The 22,819-nt window shown below is 39.2% G+C and carries 17 protein-coding genes; 6 read left to right on the forward strand and 11 right to left on the reverse strand.

Going from position 1 to position 22,819, the window contains the following annotated elements:
- Window positions 1–95: 95 nt before the first annotated feature.
- Window positions 96–1,619 (forward strand): hypothetical protein, encoded by a 1,524-nt coding sequence (locus BFP71_RS14850; RefSeq protein ID WP_069836229.1) that lies wholly within the window; start codon window positions 96–98, stop codon window positions 1,617–1,619.
- 5 nt (window positions 1,620–1,624) lie between these two features.
- Here BFP71_RS14850 and BFP71_RS14855 read toward each other — a convergent pair whose 3' ends face one another.
- The 5 genes from BFP71_RS14855 to BFP71_RS14875 all read right to left on the reverse strand — a co-directional run bounded on the left by BFP71_RS14855 (window position 1,625) and on the right by BFP71_RS14875 (window position 6,938).
- Window positions 1,625–2,689 (reverse strand): adenylate/guanylate cyclase domain-containing protein, encoded by a 1,065-nt coding sequence (locus BFP71_RS14855; RefSeq protein ID WP_069836230.1) that lies wholly within the window; start codon window positions 2,687–2,689, stop codon window positions 1,625–1,627.
- Window positions 2,690–2,968: 279 nt separating this feature from the next.
- Complete coding sequence (locus BFP71_RS14860) at window positions 2,969–3,502, reverse strand: sigma-70 family RNA polymerase sigma factor (RefSeq protein WP_069836231.1); 534 nt, start codon at window positions 3,500–3,502, stop codon at window positions 2,969–2,971.
- Window positions 3,499–3,915, reverse strand: a complete 417-nt coding sequence (locus tag BFP71_RS14865; protein WP_069836232.1) for an ArsI/CadI family heavy metal resistance metalloenzyme — start codon at window positions 3,913–3,915, stop codon at window positions 3,499–3,501. The genes BFP71_RS14860 and BFP71_RS14865 overlap by 4 nt, the downstream gene beginning before the upstream one ends.
- 81 nt (window positions 3,916–3,996) lie before the next feature.
- Window positions 3,997–6,612, reverse strand: a complete 2,616-nt coding sequence (locus BFP71_RS14870) for an ABC transporter permease (protein WP_088125063.1) — start codon at window positions 6,610–6,612, stop codon at window positions 3,997–3,999.
- Window positions 6,612–6,938: a helix-turn-helix transcriptional regulator gene (locus BFP71_RS14875; RefSeq protein WP_069836233.1), complete on the reverse strand. Its 327-nt coding sequence runs from the start codon at window positions 6,936–6,938 to the stop codon at window positions 6,612–6,614. The genes BFP71_RS14870 and BFP71_RS14875 overlap by 1 nt, the downstream gene beginning before the upstream one ends.
- 149 nt (window positions 6,939–7,087) lie before the next feature.
- Here BFP71_RS14875 and BFP71_RS14880 point away from each other — a divergent pair, with 149 nt between their 5' ends.
- From BFP71_RS14880 to BFP71_RS14900, 5 genes are all read left to right on the forward strand, one after another.
- Window positions 7,088–7,882: a helix-turn-helix transcriptional regulator gene (locus BFP71_RS14880; protein WP_069836234.1), complete on the forward strand. Its 795-nt coding sequence runs from the start codon at window positions 7,088–7,090 to the stop codon at window positions 7,880–7,882.
- A gap of 59 nt (window positions 7,883–7,941) precedes the next feature.
- The gene (locus tag BFP71_RS14885) at window positions 7,942–8,418 is read left to right on the forward strand and encodes a DUF6265 family protein (RefSeq protein WP_069836235.1); all 477 of its coding nucleotides are present in this window, start codon (window positions 7,942–7,944) and stop codon (window positions 8,416–8,418) included.
- 62 nt (window positions 8,419–8,480) lie between these two features.
- Window positions 8,481–9,332 carry a glucosaminidase domain-containing protein gene (locus tag BFP71_RS14890; RefSeq protein WP_069836236.1) on the forward strand — a complete coding sequence of 284 codons (852 nt, stop codon included), beginning with the start codon at window positions 8,481–8,483 and terminating at the stop codon, window positions 9,330–9,332.
- Window positions 9,329–10,357, forward strand: coding sequence for a polysaccharide deacetylase family protein (locus tag BFP71_RS14895; RefSeq protein WP_069836237.1), 1,029 nt, complete (start codon window positions 9,329–9,331; stop codon window positions 10,355–10,357). The genes BFP71_RS14890 and BFP71_RS14895 overlap by 4 nt, the downstream gene beginning before the upstream one ends.
- A complete protein-coding gene (locus BFP71_RS14900; protein ID WP_069836238.1) occupies window positions 10,354–10,785 on the forward strand; it encodes a hypothetical protein in 432 nt (143 codons plus the stop codon). Before BFP71_RS14895 ends, BFP71_RS14900 begins: the two co-directional genes overlap by 4 nt.
- Here the strand turns inward: BFP71_RS14900 and BFP71_RS14905 are convergent, their stop codons facing one another.
- From BFP71_RS14905 to BFP71_RS14930, 6 genes are all read right to left on the reverse strand, one after another.
- Entirely contained in the window at window positions 10,786–13,467 is a 2,682-nt protein-coding gene (locus BFP71_RS14905; protein ID WP_069836239.1) for an ABC transporter permease, read from the reverse strand.
- Window positions 13,468–13,480: 13 nt separating this feature from the next.
- Window positions 13,481–16,165, reverse strand: a complete 2,685-nt coding sequence (locus tag BFP71_RS14910) for an ABC transporter permease (RefSeq protein WP_069836240.1) — start codon at window positions 16,163–16,165, stop codon at window positions 13,481–13,483.
- On the reverse strand, window positions 16,162–16,494 hold the full coding sequence (locus BFP71_RS14915; protein WP_069836241.1) for a PadR family transcriptional regulator: 333 nt from the start codon (window positions 16,492–16,494) through the stop codon (window positions 16,162–16,164). The genes BFP71_RS14910 and BFP71_RS14915 overlap by 4 nt, the downstream gene beginning before the upstream one ends.
- A gap of 116 nt (window positions 16,495–16,610) precedes the next feature.
- A complete protein-coding gene (locus BFP71_RS14920; protein WP_088125064.1) occupies window positions 16,611–17,615 on the reverse strand; it encodes a BspA family leucine-rich repeat surface protein in 1,005 nt (334 codons plus the stop codon).
- 186 nt (window positions 17,616–17,801) lie between these two features.
- Window positions 17,802–20,213 (reverse strand): ABC transporter permease, encoded by a 2,412-nt coding sequence (locus tag BFP71_RS14925; protein WP_069836243.1) that lies wholly within the window; start codon window positions 20,211–20,213, stop codon window positions 17,802–17,804.
- 24 nt (window positions 20,214–20,237) lie between these two features.
- Window positions 20,238–22,652 (reverse strand): ABC transporter permease, encoded by a 2,415-nt coding sequence (locus BFP71_RS14930; RefSeq protein WP_069836244.1) that lies wholly within the window; start codon window positions 22,650–22,652, stop codon window positions 20,238–20,240.
- Between the last annotated feature and the right edge of the window lie 167 nt (window positions 22,653–22,819).

Here is a 22,819-nt window from a genome sequence, read left to right on the forward strand (position 1 = left end):
CGAAATCGAGAATAAGCCAATTCTATGATCTCCAAAACCTAAAATATATTATATAGACTACTGATTATCTGATAGTTAAATACTAATTTCATCGCATGTCCAAAACGCCAAATGAGCAATTACTCTTTGAACTGATCAAGTCTTTGACCAAGTCTGAAAAGCGTAGTTTTAAAATTTTTGCAAAAAGGTCTGGCACGACCAATGAAGCCAAATTCTTAAGGCTTTTTGATGCCATGGATAAGCTAGAAGAGTACGACGAAGTTTACTTGAAAAAACGCCTTACCGATGTTAGCGACACACAATTTGCTAACCTCAAGTCGCATTTATACAGTCAGATTTTAGCCAGTCTGCGATTGTCTAATCTAAAGCACGACATTGACATTGAGCTGCGCGAACAGCTTGATTATATAAGAGTGCTGTACAAAAAGGGTTTGTATCAACAAAGTCTCCGTTTGCTCAAAAAAGCCAAAAACACAACAGGTGACTACCGAAAAGATCTATTCCAATTGGCGCTTTTAGATTACGAAAAGCAAATAAGATCACAGCAAGTCTTCGAACTAAATGAGGATTATGTAGACGATTTGGATGCACAAACTGAAAGTGCTTTCCATCGTTTTAATAACGTTCAAAAATTCTTTACGCTGGCCATTAAAATGAAAGCCAGGTTTATAGAACAAGGTACCGTAAAAAATGAAAGAGACTTGAATAACCTAAGGGCTCTTTTTTATACAAGTCTGCCAGATTATAACGAGGATGAGCTGGCTTTTAACGAGAAATTCTACTTATACAGGACATTCTACTGGTTTTCTTATTTGACTTACGATTTTGAATCTTGCGTGAAATACGCCGAAAAATGGATTCTAATTTTTCAGGATACTCAATTGGATAAAAAGCGTCAATCCGGTTACCTAAAAGGACTAAATAGGTTATTACAATCGGCGTTTCGTGTGAATGACGTAGAGAAATTCTCAGAATACTTTAGCATTTTACTACAATTGGAGACTTCAGAGGCATTATCTACAAGCAATGCTAGAACACTCTTTACAAAGTATAAGGCCATCCAGCATTTCAATAACGTTTTCTTAAAAAAGGATTTCCGAGATCAGACCTCAAGCACTACGAAAGTCTTGGCCGATGTAGCCACGATTCGCTCCTCCATCGATATGCATAGCCTCATGGTCATATACTATAAGGCCGGTGTATTCTATTTCGCCATTTCTGATTATGAAACAGCGAAATCCTACTTGAATAAAGTTGTTGCCTATAGTGATAACCTGCGAACTGACCTTAAGGGGTTTTCTAGGATCATAGATATACTAATTGCCTATGACACTGGAGATATTGACCTAATGGAAAGTAAAATCAAATCAGCTTTAAACTATATTAAGAAAGAAGACAACCTAGGTGAATTCCAGAAGTCTTTCCTAAGCTTAATTTCTGGTATTGGACAAATCTATCCTCAAGATTTGAAAAAGTCATTTATTGAGCTTAGACATCATTTAGAGCGATTAAAGAAAAATCCGCTGGATGCCAAACCCTTACTATATTTTGACTTGATCAGTTGGTTAGACGCTAAAATAGAGGGTAAAACTTTCCTAGAAATCGTACAAAAAGCATAACGTCGTTATGCTCTGTTGACTGCATAGATATCAATCACTTGATTTTTACCTTTCAGTAGCTCGTTCCCCATAAGTTCTAAGTTGTAATGCTTGTGTTTCTTTATTTCCTCCCTAAAAAATTGAGAAATCAGTAAAGTGCGACCAAAATCGTTGCATTTGTTCTGAATGCGAGAGGCAATATTCATTGTATCACCATGGTAAGCAATCTCCTTTTTAATCTCCCCTACCTCAGCCGTAGTTACTTCTCCGAAATGTAGCCCTGCTTTAAAAGTAGGAATTAAATCATACTTCTGCTTATAAAAGTCTGCACGGGCTAAAAGACGATCCTCAAAAGCCCAAAAGGCTTGAATGCAAAGACTATAATCCAATTCTTTGGTGACTTTCCAACTCAGTACCACCTCGTCTCCAACATATTGATAGACTTCTGCCTTATAGTTTTGAACCACATGCAGATCATAAAAACAGTCCTGAATAAAACTACTATAATTGATATGTCCGAGGCGCTCAGCAATTCCAGTGGAATCCTTTAAGTCTACAAACATAAAGATTCGATTTTCCACCCTTGGTTGATAAAAATCACCTTTGATAAATCTCCATAGATTACCCTTACCTAGTAGCAAATTGAGTTGCCGAATCGACGCTAGAACGAAGCTTACCAGTATTGAATAGAGAAAGACAAGTATTGCAGATGGGTCTTGAATGAATTGTAAGAATGAAACATCTTCATTAAACCCTACAATATCTCGAAATATCCGATAAGCCATCGAGAACATGATGGCCATGATGGCAACGTCGGTCAATAATCCATAAAGAACCAATCGCCAAAGCGGAACACGTCTGTAAAGGTATCGCTCAAGCTTCAGCTGTGCTATCCCAAATAGTACGCCCATTAAAATTCCGAAAACTGTTACAATACGAATATTATGCAATAGTGTGGGTTCATTTACGGGGCCGTTTACTGTTACACCTACGCTGCGAACAATTGTCCAAAGCGTAAGGGCGAGTAGCCACCCAATCACATAATCGCGTATTACCGTAAATTCTTCCCTATGTCTCGAAAAAAAACTCATATGGCTATTCAAGCAGGAATTCTATAATTCCTTTTTGTCAAATGTAAATCCACTAGGCGCTATTACCAATTTACAAGTCGGTAATTTCAATCAAGGTTTTTATAATATTTATGAAAGAAAAGCCTTAAGTGTATCTGTTTGACTGTGAGACGTCGCTAGAGAATCTTTGTAAACGAACTCAAATTATTAATACATCGTAGAAGCGAAATTCCTTTTGTGTAATCACGATTACTCTGTTATTGGCTGATTTAAGGATAGAATCAGGGCTTTTATTGGATATCAGCAATTATCACAATCATTACAGCCAAGTTCTAACACCAAGTGTCCACAATATTGAAAAAACATTTCCTTGAGCATTTTTCTTCCTCTTTGAATACGCGATTTGAGTCCGGATTCACTTAAACCGTATTTTTTCGCTAGCTGCTTTTGAGGTATACCTCTTAATTCATAATCAGCTAAGGGCTTAGCGTATTTCTCAGGTAGTTTTTTGATTAAAGAAGGAACACATGCTTCTAAGTCTTGATAAGCATCACTTGACTCGTCTATCAGAACATCAGACATGTGCTGTTTACCAGACTGTCTTTGTCTATCTCGAAAATAATCGGCAATTGTATTTTTAGCTATCGTGATTAGCCATGCTTCCGTATTCTTGATGTCTTCAAGCTTTTCGCAATGATCATATATCTTCATCATTACCGTGCTTAAAAGCTCTTCACTATCCACAGGGTCACTCACTCGGCTATTAATAAACCGAGTGAGCTTTAAACTATATTCCTGAAAAACAGGCGCTACTACTTGACATTGCGGATTCATACTTGACAACAATTGTCGTCACAACATTCTTTAGTTGCAACTTTATTCACTTCAGTTTGGCCGTAAGTATAAAACATCTCCCACTCTACGTCCTGTGGATCTTTAATCCATTGCTTATTTGAATGCGCATAACAGCAAATAGTATCCCCTTCGTTTCTAACCTTTCCTTTTGCCTCTCCTACCTGATGGTAAAGCTGTGACAATTCCTCCTCGTTATCTGCCTGAATGCCCAGATGATTAATCCCCGTTACTCCAGGTGTCTGAGAAATTGAAAAATTAACACTTGGATCATTGAGCAACCATTTAGCATAATCCTGTTTGATAAAACTCGGCGAGGTTCCAAAAAGTGCACTATAGAATTCAATAGACCTTTGAACATCCTTAACCGATAAATTGATATGTATTCTTTTCATAGTTTTTATCCGAAGACGACCAATGAAAAAAAAGACGCAAAAAGAGTAAAAAAATTTAGTTCCACCTTAACCTCAAAAATCTTATTCTATTCTTAGCGTATCTACAGGATTGGATTTAGCTGCTCTTAAAGACTGAATACTTACCGTGAGTAAAGCAATTAGCCAAGATCCAACGCCTACGATTAAAAACACGGTGACACCAACGGTAATCTTATAAGTGTAGCCTTCCAACCAATCGTTCATGAGGTAATATGTTAATGGTGCGGCTACTATAAAGGCGATCAGAACAAGAACCGTAAAACGTTTGGACAGTAGCATTACAATTTGGCTAACACTAGCCCCCAAAACCTTCCTAATACCCATTTCCTTAAGTCTTTGTCGAACCGTAAATGAGGCCAAACCAAAAAGTCCTAGTGAAGCAATTATGATAGAAAGCCCTGACAGAATACTGATCACTTGTGTCAATTGTTGTTCCGATTGATACATCGCATCGATATGATCATCAAGAAACTCATATTCGAATGGCCGTTGAGGAAATAAGGAGGTCCATACCGCCTCAATTTCTTCTAATGAAGCCTGAATATTACCTGGCTTAATTTTCACATTTATTTCACTCCAAGAAGCCCAAGGTTGATTACTCATAAAAAGTGGCTCAACTTTCAAGTTAAGCTTGTTATAATTAAAGTCCTTTACAATTCCCACAATGGCTCCTAGTGTATCAGTGCCTCCGAAATGAAATGGCATACCCAGCACATCAGAACCATCGGCCCCGAGTTCTTTAGCCAAAGATTCATTTACTATAAAACTTCTCCCTTGGCCATCTGCCGCAAAGTCTTTACTCAATGCTCTACCTTCAACGATTTCCATTTTATAGAAATCGAAGAAATTACTATCCACAATCACAAAAGAGCTCGAACCATTTACCCTAGCGGTATCTAATTCATAAGTTGTACTGGTCTGATGCAAGTTATTGCCAAGCTTTTGGCTCGTTCCAGTAACACCAATAATACTAGGCTGATTGTTCAATTCACTTCTTAGCACATCATACTTCTCGTTAGTATCGCCATACATGTCTATCGACACGACCAATTCTTTATCGAAACCTAAATCTAGGTTTTGCATAAAGTTTAGTTGGCGAGTCGCGATCGTAGTACCAATGATTATAGCAATGGCAATGGCAAACTGAAAAACCACTAAAACACTTCTAAACGTAGACCTACCACCTGTAGAACCATTACCTTTCAAGGCTGTCACTGGATTAAAACGAGACATCACGAAAGCGGGGTAAATACCAGATAAACTACCAATCAATACTGCGGTAACGAGCACAAGCATCAAATTGAAAGGTTCGAAAAAGAGATTCATACTTAAATCCCGATCGATGATATTAATGAGCGTATTGATAGCACCATAACACATGCCGATCGCCACCACAAGGGCTAACAGAGCGAGCATGATAGATTCAATTACAAACTGACCAGTAATTTGGCCCTTAAATGCTCCTACTGACTTCCTAACACCCACTTCACGGGAACGGGTAGCAGCTCGGGCAGTGGATAAATTCATAAAATTTATACTCGCTATAAGTAAAACGAAAAAGGCTAAGATTAGAAAAATATCGACCGACGCTTTAGAGAACTTCTTATGGTTGTTATAGTCGTGCGTAATGTCCATTGAGCCTAGGTGAACCTCATTCAATGGTTGTAGGAAAAGCTCATAATAGTCTAGGGATTCTTCTCCCATAAACTTGACCAAGAAGTCATTGAATTTCGACTCTAATGCATCGATATCTACATTATTCGCTAATTCTAAATAGGTGTTCAAGTAATTTGAACCCCATGCATTTTTTCTCTGTTCATCATCCCAAGCAAGCGTGCTTACGAGCGCATCAAACTGCAGATGAGAGTTATCTGGAACATCTTCAAAAACACCAGCTACTGTGAACTGAGCACCAAAATCAGGGATATCGATAATTTTACCCATCGGGTTTTCCGATCCATAAATTCGTTCAGCGTTAGATTCGCTCAAGAGTATATTTAGCGACTCGTTTAGCGCTTTGTCTCGATCACCTTGAATGAGTTTGAAATCAAAAATCCTAAGGAAAGAGGTGTCAACACGGACCGGATTTTCTAAATAATGCGATACATTATCAATGTTCAGCAGAGTTCTATTTAACGTCCAATACCTAGTAAAATCGATTATTTGAGGGTAATCTGCCATTAAGTTTGGGCCCATCGGATACATAGATAAGGCTACTTTCTGGGCCGAGACTGCCCCAAAAGTTTGAACCTCGTCTAATCGATAAATATTTGACTTCTTTTCATGAAATCCATCAAAACTTCTCTCATTATGGACAAAAAGAAGAATGAGCAAACAGGAAGCCATCCCTAATGCCAGGCCGAAGATGTTGATGAACGAATAACCTTTATACTTCAGAATATTTCTGAAGGTGATTTTGAAATAGTTTTTATACATGACCAGTGGGTTATAAAATTTGAGTTTTCTTCTTAAGTGGATGTTTCTTGTCGATGAAAGTACACTCCAGAGGTAATGACGCTTGGCGGCTGCTAATGACAAGTCGGAGACGTCGTTGTAGAACACCTCTGTTAAATCGCCATCGATATCATCATAAAGCTCCTCTGAAATAATCCATTTCAGAAGCTTTTGACCCAATTTTGGAGGAGTAACTTCCTTCATCAATTAGTTGAAATTTGTGGTAACACATTCCAAAATGACTCCCTCGTTGCTTTGGATTCTTTGAGCATATTGTAACCGTAAGTCGTTACTCTAAATAGCCTTTTGTTTTTTCCGCCCCGTTTAGCCTCTGCTCCACCCCTTGTAGATTCTAGAAAACCCTTGTCTTCCATTCTATACAAGGCCGTATGAATAGCCGAGATGTTTGCCTTACGATCTACTCTTTCGTGGAGTTCAGACTGAATGCTCACTGCATAAGCATTGTCTTCTAAAGTAGCAACAGCCAATAAAACTAGCTCTTCGAATTCGCCGAGATGTATACCTTTCATAGGGTAAAGAAAGTTATATTCATAACAATTGTAAACATTATGGAATCATTTTTCATAACATTTGTAAACATTATACTTCACCAATTGAAAAACGTTACCGACCAATAGAAAATAAATTCAACTATTTTAGATTCATCTAAAGAAATGGTATGGTTTACGAGCATATAGCTCCATCAAATGGTTTAGAAGGCATTGTTCAATCTTTTTGGGTTGTCGATAGTGAAGGTGACAGCCAGATTGACCGCCAAAAAATAGTCCCAGACGGTTATCCAGAAGTTATCTACCACTATGGTGATCCATTTCGCATTAATATTTCTGGGCAATGGTACAGCCAAGAGAAAAAGCTTCTTGCCGGTCAGATCAAGAATCACTTTTACCTGGAAAACACGGGAGTATCGGGAATGGTTGGCATTAAATTTAAACCATTAGCACTTGCCAATCTCTTTGGTATTAATATGGCCAGTATTACAGATCGTGTGGTTCCCTTAGAGGATTATATACCTGATTTATCATCAATTTCTCTCAATAGCTTTCATGAAAAAGATGCCTTTATCGGCACTTTAGAAAACATCCTCTTAAAACGCCATCAAGGCACTTCATACTACACGGAAATTGAGTCAGCGATTGAAAATATAATAGAATCGAAAGGTAATGTGAAGGTCAGCACCCTTGCAGAATTATCGAATATGAGCGAAAGAAAATTGGAACGACTTTTTTTAAAGCAAATAGGGTTAAGTCCTAAGTTTTATGCCCGAATTATCAGACTAACGTCAATTTTTAAACTCATGCAGGCCGAAGATCAAACATGGAGTGACCTTGTATTTCAAGCTGGATTTTACGATCAATCTCATTTCATTAAAAACTTTCAAGAATTCACTGGCGAAGACCCTTCGGCATATGGTTTCAATGATCAAACGATGGCCAATTTTCACATGAATAAGTAAATCTGTCGGTTTTTTACAATACCCCTGCCCTGCGTCACCTTAGTTTTGAAAGCAAAAAAATGCTCAAATTATCCCTTAGCCTATTATTAGTTTCCCTTTTGGCAAAAACAAGCTTTGCACAAGAGCAACAGCAGATGACTCAAAAGGATTTTGACAGTTTACATTGGATTCTAGGTCAATGGGAAAGGACTAATACCAGATCAGGTACAAGTGCAACCGAATCTTGGCGTAAAGTATCTAATAATCGCTATGAAGGCATCGGCGTGAATACTCGCGGTTCGGATACGACATTCGTAGAGCACTTACGTTTAGAGTTCAAGGATCAAAAAATTGTTTACGTGGCAGATGTGCGTGAAAACGCCACACCGATTTATTTTAGAATTGATGAGATCACAAAAAATGGATTCATCAGTAAAAATCCTGATCACGACTTCCCAAAAGTGATTTCATACCAATTAAATGCTAACAAAATGTCCGCGATCATTTCGGACGGTAAGGACAAAAAAATGGCTTTTGAGTTTGTAAAACGGCGATGACTTTAAACTTGAATTCTATTATTCTTTTAGCCACTTAAGCGGCAAAAGAATATCTTTGACTAATGTCAGGGGAAACTAAGGTAAAAGTCATTCTTATTACTCTTTTTCTAGGCTTACTGATAGTCAATTTGGCTAAGAAACGTAAGACAGAAGAACCTACCGAATACGAGACGGTTTTAATGACTGAACAACGAGAGATCATCACTGATGATGATATCGTAAAAATCAGTTCTGGTTTAGTTCAACCAGTCCTTTATACTAAAATAAGTAAACTCCCTTCCCTACCACCTTTTGAAGAAAAGAATCGGTTTATCAACATTATTTTACCTGCCATTTTAGTTGCTAAATACGAATTAGATCAAGATTTAACGCGCCTAAACAGCCTTTTAGCGGCACAGACATGGTCTTCTGAAGACAGTCTTTTTCTAAAAGCACTTTCTAAACAATACAAAACAGATAAGATCGACTTGCTCCAAGAAAGGCTGCTCACTCACCCTAATTCTATAGTTTTAGCACAGGCTGCGGTAGAGTCAGGTTGGGGCACTTCTAGATTTTTCCGAAGGGCAAACAACTTGTTTGGCGTTTGGTCATTCGACCCAAAAGAACCTCGGATTCCAGCTTCTGTCGCTCGACCGGATTTTCAAGTCTACCTTCGGAAATACGATGATATTTCGGAGTCTATAAAAGACTATTTTAAAACCATTGCGCGACACAGAGGGTACAAAGCATTTGTTGAGAAAAGAAAGACCTCCAATAATGTTCAAGAGCTTGTCCCCTTGCTCAGGTCTTATTCGGAAAGAGGTGAAGCCTATACGCGACAAATCCTTTCAATGATCAGGTTCAATGAATTTGAGCAATACGATAGTTATATCTTGGACCCAAAATATATCGTCGCCAAAGCAATCATGAAATGAGAAGCTTTTTGATCGTCATCGCCATTTCTCTGGTTGCTATGAGCGGGTTTGGTTTCCAGCAGAAGAACTTTTCGACCTTCGTTTATCACAGATTCGGTGATGATCGATATCCATCCACAAACCTTAGCCTTGATAAGTTCGAAGAGCAATTAGCGTTTCTAGCTGAAAACAATTATCAGGTAATCACTTTAAATGAAGCTTTCAAGCAAGTAAAATCCAAGCAAACAGCGATTTCGAATGTCGTGGTGATCACCATAGACGATGCTTTCAAGAGTTTCTATCAGAACGGATGGCCATTATTGAAAAAGTACGGTTTTAAGGCGACCCTTTTTGTCAATACGAAAACCGTAGGCTCCAGTGATTATATGACTTGGGAGGAGCTGAAAGAGGTAAAAGCCGAAGGTATTGAAATTGCCAATCATTCGCATGCCCATCCCTATTTCATGGATAATTTTAATATTAATGCGTTTTACAGTGACTTAATCATCAGCGATGCATTTTTCAGGAATATGCTTGGTGAAATACCAGATGGTTATGCATATCCGTATGGGGAGTGGCACCCAAAAATGGGTGATTTACTGGACAGTTTGGGATACACTTACGCTGCAGCGCAAAACTCGGGTGTTATTTATAAAGAATCGCCCCCCTTCCAACTACCCAGATTCCCCATGTCGGACAACTATGCGGATCTGCAAGATTTTAAGCAAAAAGTAAATATGAATGCCCTTGAGGTCACGAAGATCAACGTAATTGATAACGGGTTTCAAGGTAGCAGTCTAAAGCCTAGATTAATACTCAATTTTAACGAAGGAGCATACGATCTAAAAAACCTGCAGTGCTTTATTCAAGGAACAAAAGCTAAAAAGTCCATTAGGGTATTAAAGGATGGAAATGTTGAATTGAGTATTTGGCCCGAAGATGAATTAAAAAAACGAAGGACTTTATTCACCGTTACAGTTACCGATCGTCAAGGCAAATGGCATTGGTTTAGTTATTCATGGTTATTACCTTCCGTGAAGCAATGAAAAGGCATCAATCTCTTATTCCGTTTTCTAAATTTCATCGCTCCTGCTTGTTTCTAGCACTGATTGCTAAAGAAAATGCTCCAGATGTAAAAGGTTACCCAACGGATTTGGCAGGTAAAATTGATTACGCCAATTCGTTTTACAAGCAAGCACTTCAAGAGCACTTTGCCATGGAATCTAAGCTGTGGAACTACGTGTCTAGCAAGTCTGATTTATTGAAAAATATCGTAATGGACTTACAAATTGAGCGCAATAAGTTGAATGACCTATTTTTCGCGCTTGATCAATCCAGATCGGCTGAAATTCTTTATGAATTAGGTGATCTATTCGAAAAACATGTCAGAAAAGAAGAAAGAGTTCTCTTTCAGCAAATACAAAAAGATTTAACCGAAGAAGAACTCTCTGAAATCCCCAAGCTATCGGCCTAATTACTCGACTCTTAATGCCTTAATAGGGTTGGCTCTTGCTGCTCTTATCGCATGAAATCCTATCACTGAAAGCATAATGGCAAAAGAAAGGGCTCCGCTAACTAAAAAGACGATAATTCCGACGTCAACTCTATAGGCAAAGTCACTCAACCACTGATTCATAAGGTACCAAGTGATTGGTATAGAAATGAAGAAGGCTAATAGCAGTTGCAGGCTAAATTGCTTCATAAGTAGGCCCAGAATGGTAAATGTTCGAGCACCGAGTACCTTTCTGATTCCTATCTCCTTAATCTTAGTATTCACCACCATAATAGTAAGGCCTAAAAGGCCGAAAGCCGCAATGAGAATACTGATCACAGTGGCCACGCCAGCAATTTGATTGACTCGTGATTCGTTCTCATAAAGAAGCCTTAAACGCTCATCGATAAAACTAAAATTGAGTTCTTCATTCGGAAATGTATCAGCCCAAACGTCTTCCAATAGTTTTTGTACCCCCAGTAGATTACTTCCTGTATACTTGAAAAACACTTTTGGAATAGGATTAGAATTAATACTAAAGTCACTTACACCATCAGTGATCGGACTAGCATTTTGTGTAATAACCAAAGGTTGAACTTCGGTGTGAAGAGACTCGAAATTGAAGTCTTTAACTACTCCTACAATTCTATGTGTTCCAAAATTATCTCCTGGCAATTGTTTCCCAATTGGGCTTTCTGTATTAAAAAAGTATGCTGCAGCTGCCTCATTAATGATGATTGATTCGGTTTTGTCAATTTCTAGTGCTGCATCAAAGTCCCTACCCTCAGCAAGCTCTATATCAAAGCTTGTGTTGTAGTATGGATCTGTTATTAGCAAGGAAAATTGCTTAAACTGACCTTGTTTATCACTAAAACCTAGATTTGTCCAGCCTGAACTTCCAAACATATGATTGGCGGCCCCTATGCTGGTTATTTCAGGGTAAGACGCAAGTTTAGATTTCAATATCTCAGCATTTTCAAAACCACTATTGATTCGATTAAAAAGTCCTGAAACTCCCGGCTTAGCGTATAGGTTTACATAAACCATTGCTTCTTTATCATATCCTAGGTCTGAGTCTTGAAGAAAGTTTAGTTGATTTCGCATAACCAATGATCCAGAGATCAAGAAAATGGTCAGCAGCAGCTGAAATACCATAAGTGACTTTCGAAACAAACCTGTCCCTCTACTACTTTGAGCTCCTTTTAAAACGCTAATCAGTCTTAAATTCGATAGTACAAACGCTGGGTATAGCCCTGTGAGAAGCCCTACTCCAAGAACTAGTCCTATGTAGAAAAGCCCGCCTGTATAGTTTAATAGGATGGAAATTTCAGTTCCAGCAAGCTGATTAAAGGTAGGTAATAGCAAATAAGCAAGCCCCACTCCCGCCATGGCCGCAAAAAAGGTAATTAACATACTCTCAGAAAGATACTGCCACACTAAACTCCTTTTCTGCGCTCCTACCACCTTGCGAATTCCCACTTCTTTGGCCCGCCGAATCGATTGGCCTGTGGATAATGTAGTATAATTCATGCAGGCCATTACAAGGACAAGTATGCCGATAGTGGCCAAAACATAGACATAACTTGGGTTTCCAACTGGCATTGACGCGATTGGAAAATCAGGGTTGAGATGTATATCGGTCAAAGGTTGAAGCCCCAATACATACTCACCTTCTTGCACTTCATCTGCCAAAACAGTTCTAATCATTCCCGGAAGTTTATCTTCCACTGCCGCTTGAGATGTGTTTTCTTTGAGTAAGACAAAAGTCTCAGGCGCAATGTTGAACCAAGCATTTAGCGCCCCTTCACTATAAAATCGTGTCAGGTCTTCATTTGATACGATCATATCCATTCTGAAGCCAGTATTCTTAGGTAAATCGGCCATTATTGCGGATACTCGATAAGGTAATTGCTCCTCACCCATCTGCAACAAAATATCCTTACCCACGGCTTCACTATTCCCAAAATATTTGGTGGCATAGCTTTCTGATAGCACTAAATCTTGACGGCCAAGAGGCTTTTCGGTATTGCCTTTCAATAAGTCGAAACTAAAGACATCGAAGAAATTCGGGGACACGAAAGCAACTCGCTCATTTATACGACTTTCTCCTTCCCCCACCAAAAACCTGCTATAATCCACTCTTACAGTGGCCTCTACCTCCGGAATATTAGCCTCTAAAGCATCTGCAAGTGGCAACGGAGATGAAGTGTAAAAGAATTGCTGACCTTCTCCATAATCCTCTTTAGTCCAGGTTCTATAAATTCGATCTCCCTTTTCGTGGAATTTATCAAAACTTAGTTCTTGTTGTACATAGAGAGATATGAGGATAAAACAAGCCATTCCGATGGCTATGCTTCCTACATTCAGTGCTGTGTTTGTTTTCTGCTTCCACAGCACCCGTGCCGCGATTTTAAAGTTGTTTCTCGTCATGTCGATAATATTTGAGTTGACCTTTTTTGACTTTTTAATATTTGACCACTTGAAAAAGCGCAAGACATCCCAAATGAACATCAGTCTCGCTTTGGTCTTCTTTTTTTTCGCCACACGCACTTGAAAGAGCTCGTGAGCATCACCTTGTATTTCTTCTAAAAATTCTGATTTACAGTAAAACGCTAGAAACTTATCTGCCCATTTTGGTGGCGATATTGGTTTTTCTTTTGTCATAAATACCCTAGAACTATTCGTACCTGATAGTTTCTACAGGGTTAGTGGCTGCGGCCTTCAAGGCCTGATAACTCACCACTAAAAGGGTGATTACGAGTATGCCGATCGCCGCGATGACGAAGTGATAGGCATTCACATTGATTTGATAGGCAAAATTACCTAACCAGCTATTCATCACGTAAATAGTTAATGGCACTGAGATCACAAAAGCTACTATAATTGGACTCATAAATAGCCTGTAAAGCAACTTGAAAATACCTATAGAACTTGCGCCCAATACTTTTCTAATGCCGATCTCCTTGTACTTATTCTTGATGGTAAGCGCTGCCAAACCGAGTAAACCTAGGCAAGCAATAGTAATGGCTAAAAGGGCAATCAGGTTTACCATGGCGTTAGTATTGCGCTCTTTTTCGTAAAGTCCCTGAAGTTTGGCATCGATAAACCTGAGGTCAAAGGGTTCGGCAAAACGCTCTTCCCAAGCCGATTCTATTTCCTTTCTCACATCAGAGAAGTTTTCCAGATTTACTTTAAGCAACACAGTGGCTCGGGCACTTCTACTCATAGAAATTCCTTCAACTCCTTCAAAAACTGGCTCAGCATTCATGGAAAGTAACAAGGGCCGTATTTTCTTATGTAATGATTCAAAGTGAAAATCTTTCATGACGCCAATGATCTGGTGTTCGCCAAAAGGTCTCTTACTCTTAATTTTACCACCAACCGTCGTTTCCAAACCGATCATTTTTGCCATCGATTCATTGACCAAAAACCCGGTTCTTTTTTCATACTCTGTGGCGTTTTCAAAGCCTTTTCCTTCAACAATTTCAATATCAAAAACATCTACAAAATCTTCACTAATCGTGTTGTAGCCAAGGGATTTCCAGTTGTCGTCCAAATCAGCATAGTCGATTGTCATCCAATCATCTTCACCGAAAAAATTATTGGCGTGTGTTGCACCGCTTATCGCAGGAATTTGTGAGAGTTTAGCTAAAAATTGATCCGCCAATTGTGCACTGGCATTCATTATACCTGCCATTCCATGTTCAAACTTTTGCGGTCTAGGCAGTGACATATAAACCACACCTTCGGCTTGAAACCCTAGATTCTTTTTAGCGAGATAACTCAATTGATTCTTCATGATAATCGTACTCGATACGAAGAAAATTGCAGCAAAGAACTGAACCACTATGAGACTGTACGCTAAACCATTTTTCCCTTTACCGCTTATTTTTGCACTTTTTAGCGTAGCGACAGGGTTGAATGACGATAACACAAAAGCTGGGTAGATGCCAGAAAGAAGGCCTATCACAAGTACTGATACCCCTAAAGCAGTGATTAACGGCAATGAAAACTCTAGTGTTAAGTTCTTATCAGCGAATTGATTGAATGCTGGCAATAGCAACGAACATACACCAATGCTTAAGAACATGGCCACAGTGGTAAGCAAAAATGACTCACCTAAAAATTGACTGATCAATTGATGTTTATGAGCTCCCATTACCTTTCTTACCCCCACCTCTTTGGCTCTTCTAATGGATTGACCTACTGCTAAGTTTATGAAATTGATGCCAGCCAATAGCAGAATTACCAACCCCACGAGACCAAGAATTCTGACGGTTCTAAGGTCGCCACTAACAGTCTCGCCTTCAATAATTCTGTTAAAATGGACATCTGATAATGGTTGTAGATGAACAATGAACATGTCTTCTTCATATTCATCGCCTAAACCTTTTTTAACCATTTCTGGAAACTTACTTTCTAAATCCTGAACCGTAACGTTTGAATTGAGCTCCACATAAAATTGTGATGAAGAAGTGTACCAAGCCGTTCTGGTTTGGGTATTCAAAAATCGCTCATTATTTGCCTCAGAAATTAGCGATCCATAGGTTATTGAGGAATTTGATGGTGGGTTTTCAACCACACCAGACACCAAAAAATTGAATTGTTCATCATCTACTGTCAATTCTATTGTTTTCCCCAAAACATCTAGGTTGCCAAACTGCTTCATGGCTTGTTTTTCGGTCAAAACGATGTTTTCCAACTTGCTCAAGGCGGTATTTTTATCACCGACCAGCATTTTAAAATCGAAAGATTTCAAAAAGGATTCACCAACTATTTCAAAGTATAAATCTGTTTTCTCTTGATTATCAGATATATAAGACCCTACATCGCCGATCATTTGAATTGTCTGCTCTATTTCAGGAAAATCCGCTTTGATGGTTTGACCCAACACTACTGGAATCGTAGCATCCTTATATTCTTCATCATCATATGTTTCGTGTACCCAAACTCTGTACAGATTATCATATTTAGAGTGGAATTTATCGAAAGAGAATTCCTCTTGAACGTAAAGTGAAGTAAGAATAAAACAAGCGATCCCCAAGGATATTCCCGCTAGGTTTATGCCTGTATAAAACCTGTTTCTAATCAGGTTGCGGTACGCGATTTTAAAGTTGTTTTTGACCATTGTAAGTTGATTAAAATTAGACCTGTTGTTTAGTTTCATGTTTGACCACCTGAAAAACCTCAAAACATTCCATATGTATTCCCTTTTAGCTTTACGGGTTGCGTTTTCGGCTACTAATCGCTCAAATATTTCGTAGGCATCTCCTTGAATCTCCTCTATAAACTCTTGCTTACAGTAGAACTTTAAGAAGCGATCGGCCCATTTAGGTGGCGATATATTTTCAGGATTACTCAAGATGTACCCAGAGAAATATCAGGAATTCTGTTGTAGAGTTTCATTCTTAGCGACTGTGCGTCGTCTAGGGCTTTCTTGCCAAAAGCGGTGAGCTCAAAGTAGCGTTTTCTCCTACCTCCTCTTTCATTGGTAGCTCCGCCCATTTCACTTCTCACGAAACCCTTTTCGTCTAAGCGGCGCATGGCTGAATGGACCGCACTGATATTTACAGAGCGACCAGTCTCGTTTTTTATTTCATCCATGACCGCCACTCCGTAAGCCTCCGGATACAGCGCCCCCACGGTTAATAGTACGAGTTCCTCGAATTCACCTAAGTACGTTCCTTTCATATCAGCGTAATTATTAGTTACACAAATATAAAAGAAATATATCTTTCACAAATGTACAAGTAATGAAAAAGGGATTTGTATTGAACCTACAAATCCCTGTATTGAATTGAATTAACCTATTGTTTTTCTACTGAGACGCTGAGTGTCTCAATATTGAGGGTTCCTCTAAAAACTGAACGTTTTTTCCAGTTCATGACGATAAGCTCATAATTATCTTCCGATAGACCAGAAAAAGAGAACATATTCGACACATCTTGTGCATTATTGACCTTCCAATCGGCCAAATCTTGATCAAAGGAAATGGCGCCCATAAACATCCCTGTCAAAATATCTACCTGAGAGACATCCCAGCCAGAAATATCCTTATTAAAGCTTTGGGCACCTTCAAACATTGCACCCATCGACTTTACGCGCATTACATTCCAGTTTCCAATGTTTTGATTGAAGGATGACGCTCCCCAAAACATATAAGCCATATTTTGAACGTTGTCCACCTCCCAATTAAATAGTGGCTTATTATATGCTGTCGCTTGCCAAAAAAGACCGGACATGTCTTGTACATTACTCACATCCCAAGCATTGATATTTTGATTGAATGCGCTGGCATCTTTAAACATGTCACTCATGTTTTTTACCGAAGCCATTTCCCAATGTGCTATCGGTTCGTTGAAGGATATGGCCATTTCAAACATGCCAGAAACATCCTCAGCATGTTTAAGGTTTGGAGCATCCTTAGCCCAAACATGTAAATTGCTACAGCCTTTAAAGGCTCTAGTCATTGATTTCCATTGGATATCCCCCCATTGATCAACAGAAAGTAATTTCTCCTTGTCTCCTGCGCTGTTAAAATAGATGCTCGGAAATTCCCCTTTTATGGATACTTGATAAGTTCCTGCCTTTTTATAGCTATGCATGGCATCTCCAGTTAGGCCTTTCTCTATGGTTCCATCTCCCCAGTCTACTTCATAATAATAGCCAAAACCGATAGTTGGAATAACAATTTGATTGTCTCTGGAAATACCTGGGTTGTCTGTTTTCCAAGTTGTAATGAATGGCTTTTGTGCCGCTAAGGAAACGTTAATGGCGCATGCCATTATTAGAATACATAAATGCTTCATCATGATAAATTTTGGTGTCAGTAATAACCATTAACATGTGTCGCATTGGCTCAATTGGACATTGAAACCGATAGAAAGTAAGTGAATCGCAAAGAAACTAACAAGCGTTAGCTTTCAATAACAATTATCATCATGTAAAAGGGCATAAAGTGCTAGTGAAACTCAGCTCTTTATGCCCAAAAACATCATTTATTCGCTCCTAAGTGAATCTACAGGGTTAGAGTGAGCTGCTCTTAAAGCTCTATAGCTCACCGTAATTAGGGCTACTAACATGGTCAATATCGCGGCGATTAAAAAGACCTCGACTCCTATACTTACACGGAATTGGAAATTGTCTAGCCAGTTACGCATAAAGAAATACGCCAGCGGACTCGCCAACAAAAAGGCAATGAATACTTGTTTAAGGAAGGACCCTGAGAGTAAAGAGAATAGTTTCCATTCGCTAGCACCTAGCACTTTTCTAATGCCCAGTTCTTTCACTCTTTTCTGTACTGTGAATGACGCTAGACCAAATAGTCCTAAACAGGCTACCAAGACGGTGAGCCCTGCCCCTAATTTAAAGATAGTGCTTGCTTGTCTTTCCTGTTCGTAGAATAAGGCCAATTGATCGTCTAAGAAATGATACTCCATCACGGTACGGTTATCAAACTTCTCATGAACCAAAGTCGCTGCGTCAATGATACTCGATGGATCACCAGATATCTTTAAAATGAAATAATCAATCGTGGCATTCACATTATTCCACGGGCCGATAATTATGGGCTCAATTTCGGTGTGTAGTGATTTAAAATTAAAATCTTCTAGAACGCCAATTACTGTATAGTCTCCTTTTGGTCTGCCTGCCCAGCCCATGGTGACCACGGAACCAATTGGGTTGCTTCCCAGCTCAAGTCGTTCGACAGCAGCTTGATTCAACAATATCTTCGTACTGTCACTCGCATCGTTTCCACTGAACCAATCACCTTGTTCAATTCTCAAATCAAAAGTCTTGAGCATTTGTGGATCAAAGCCCATATAGTACATGCCGACAGTATCTACGATTCCATTGCTGTTTAATAAGGCTACCTCAGTCTCGTTTATATTCTTCCACTCTCCTGGTACGCGAGATGCCACTCCAACGCTTTCAACTCCTGGTATTTGGTTCAATTCATTTTGCATGGTCTTGAAGACAGGTCGAACCGCTCCGTTATTGATATCGATCGTTACTAAATTTTCTTCATTAAAGCCTAAGTCTTTAGACTGAATGAAGCTCATTTGATTACTCACCACCAAGGTGGAAATGATCATGAAAATGCCGAGGACAAATTGAAGAATAACTAATCCTTGTCTAACTCTAAAAGACCCTCCTGTAGACTTCTCTCCTTTTAGAACATTGACTGTTTTGAGTCTCGTCATAAAAAAGGCTGGATATATACCTGAGATAAGCGCTACCAACAAAGTGATTCCCAAGAGCATTGGTAAGTACTCTAAAAGTGTGACATAACTGAAGTCGAATGACTTATTCGTCAATGTGTTGAAGAAAGGCATCGTAATATCGATTAACCCAACCGATAACAACATGGCGAAAGCCGATATAATAAATGATTCTAATAAAAACTGAGTCACTAATTGCTTTTTGACTGCACCAACAACTTTTCTGATACCAATTTCCTTTGCTCTAAATACAGCTTTTGAGGTGGCCAAATTCATGTAATTGACACATGCGATGAGCAAAAGAAAAATACTGATTGCGATGAATATATTGCTGTAAGACTTATCTCCTTTGTTCTGAGCAATATCCCTTTGTAGCTGTGCAGAGTTGAAGTGTATATCAGTCATTGGCTGAAAAAAGTATTTCACTCTTGACTTCATTGGACCAGGTAAACGATCGGCTATGAGTGTATCTGCATCTTCGGTAAAGTTGTCGAAGTCGTATCCTTCTTTCAATACCAAATAGGTGGAAGAACTGAAATCTCCCCAGCTAGTTTGAAGCGCATCCCAGCTTTCGCCTGGTACAGAAGGTGAGATAAGCATCTCAAATTCCATATGGGTATCCCCTTTACTCCCTTCGACTACACCGACGACTTCAAAGTCTGGTAGACCTGTAAACTCCAATATTTTACCAATCACATTAGTGGTTCCGAAAATTGCCAGCGCCTTATTTTCAGTTAATACCACTTGATTTGGGGAGGCTAAGGCTGTTTTTATGTTTCCTGTTATAAACGGGAAGTCAAAAACATCGAAGAAGCTATTATCAGCAACAAAGTAGTCACGTTCGGTATATCGCTTGCCCCCTATTGAGAAGTTGAATTGTCCGCTAAAAAAGCGGTTCACAGAGGTGTATGTTTCGATACCCGCAAGGCCTTCGTCCAAAATCTTTCCTAAAATCGCTGGGTTCGAAGCATAAAAACTTGGGCTTTCTGCCCCTAAATCCTGCACATATGGTCTTACAATACGATCGGCTTTACTGTGCCTAGATTCATAAGAATTCTCACTCTTTACATAATTCAGCAAAAGTGCTGCTCCTGTGATGCCAATCGCTAGCCCTATGATATTAATCATGGCATAACCAGCATTTCTGCGGAGCGATCGGAACGTGATTTTTATATAATTCTTTAACATGACTTTGTTGTTTTGAATTTGAGTTTATTCAGACCTGAGGGTCTTTACTGGGTTCACAAGTCCTGCCCTTACCGCCTGGAAACTTACCGTTACTAAGACTATGATGAGCACGATGATAATGGATAGGACGAAACTTCCAATACCAATGGAGGTTCTGTAGGCAAAACCGCTCAACCAGTCATTAATGAAGTAATAGACGACCGGAACGGCTACGAGGCTGGCCATAAGTGCCAGAAGTATAAAGCGCTGATTCACAATCCAGACCAGGTGATTAATCTTAGCCCCTAATACCTTGCGTATACCTATTTCTTTCAATTTTCTTTCTACTGTGAAAGCGGTCATTCCATAAAGGCCAAGGCAGGCTATGAAAATACAAATGAAGGCAAATGTCTTAATAGCAGCCTGGAGCCTTTCCTCATCTCCATAATAGGCCTTCAAATTATCTTCTAGGAACCAAAAACCCATTGGGAAGTCGGATTCAATAGACTGATAAACATCTTTGGCGTGTGCTAATGCCAGTTGTTTGTTTGCGGGATCAACTTTTAGGGTAAAAAACCAGTTTGTACCTCTACTTACCTGAAAAATGGCAGGAGAAACCTCTGAACGTAAAGATCTAAAGTTGAAATCTTTTACTACTCCGATGACAGGGCTTGAATTATTTTCAGGCGAAAACAGCTTTACATTTTTTCCGACTAAATCCATTCCTCCGCTCGCTCTTACAAAAGCCTCGTTGACAATGATGGCTGCACTATCAGTGCTCAAATTCTTATCAAAACCTCTTCCCTGAATAATCTCAATTCCTTGAACATCGATAAAGTCCATACCAACAGTGAAATAGGTAGCCACTGGTGCTTCACTAGGGTCAGTGCCTTCGGCAATTACTAAGCCTGAATTGTTAGTATACTCGAATCCTAGTACATCCATTCCGGCTGTTACACCTTTGATATATGGGCTCTTCATAAGCTCTGACTCAAAGGTCTGAATACTAGCATTGAGCTTTGGTGAATTATTGGGAATGATCAGTATATCGTCTTTATCAAAACCCAGTTCCATGTCATTAATGAATTGGCTTTGCTTGACGATAAGCAATACCGAGCTAATCAAAACCATAGTGATGAAAAGCTGGATACCGACAAGGAGCGCCCTCAGATTATTCCCCTTTAAGGCACCATTACGAGATGATTTTTTAAGTACGTCCGATGGACTAAACCTACTGAGCATGAGTGCCGGATAGCTACCAGAAATAATATTTACGAAGAGCAGGACACCCACTAAACTCCCTAAGTAAAAGGTGTTACTGAGCAAACTCTGTCGCAACTCTGATTGCATCAGGTTTTCAAATGAGGGTAGCGCAATATCAGTTACCAAAACTGAGAGTAATACTGAGATGAGGGATATTAAGAAGGCCTCTCCCATGAATTGCGTCACAAGATGCCCTCTGAAAGCACCAAAGACCTTTCTTACGCCTATTTCCTTACGTCTATTGATTGACTTTGCTGTGGCAGCATTAATATAATTCACACAGGCGATCAGGAGCATAAACAAGCCTATTGCAGCTAACAGAAACAGATTCTGTTTGTCTCCTGTGCGAAAGCCATTGAACTGAACATCTCCAGATTCAAAATAAATATCTTCTAAGGCCTGAAATTCATATGATTCTCGATCCAAGCTAGCGACAACTTCTGGTCTGTCTTTGTAGAATTCTTTGAAATAATCTTTGGTCCTTTCTGCAATTGCCGCTGGATCGGTACCTTCTGAAAACTTGAAAAATCCATAAACAGAATTAGCAAATCCTTCTCTAAGAATGATGTAATCATTGACATCATCCCTAAGATCAAAATTGAAGAGGAACTCAAATTCCATATGCGAATTCTTAGGATCTTCAAGAATTCCAGTTACAACCCAAGAAAAGCTCATACTTCCCGTTGAGGTAAGTGTTTTGCCCATTGGGTCCTCGTTACCAAATATCTTTTTGGCCGTAGACTCAGTTAGAATTACATTGTTTGGGCCCTTTAAGGCTGTCGCCTTGTCTCCTCTTATCAAGTTGAAATCGAAGTAATCAAAAAAGTCAGACTCAGCACCTAATAACGAGCGGGTTTTAAAGCTAAAATCTTTGTATTTCACTTGCTGAGGTCCTGCACCCCAATTACGAAGTAAAATCGCATCTTCTACCCCAGAAACATTTTCCGCAATTCGCTCAATAGATTTAGCCGAAACTATTCCATACTTTCTAAACTCACCATCACCAGTTTGCTCATTGATCAAAAAGCGGTAAGACTTTTCTTGGTGAAACTTATCGAAGCTTACTTCATTTTCAACGTACAGAAAGATGAGAGAGAAGCAGGCAATACCGATCGTCAACCCTAAAACATTGATTAAGGAATAGACTTTGTTTCTCAACAAATTACGATAGGTAGTCTTCAGATAATTCTTTAACATGATTCTTCAATTTACTTTGTGAACACCTTGTTGCCAATTCAATACCAACAACACATTTACCTGATAATTAGATACTTACAAAATTTAGAATCTAAGAATACCATAATTCATGTCCAGTGGTAAATACCAATCGCCCAAAAATGGGCACTTTTCAATAACACAATGGC

The organism is Roseivirga misakiensis, assembly GCF_001747105.1.
Classification (GTDB): Bacteria; Bacteroidota; Bacteroidia; order Cytophagales; family Cyclobacteriaceae; genus Roseivirga; species Roseivirga misakiensis.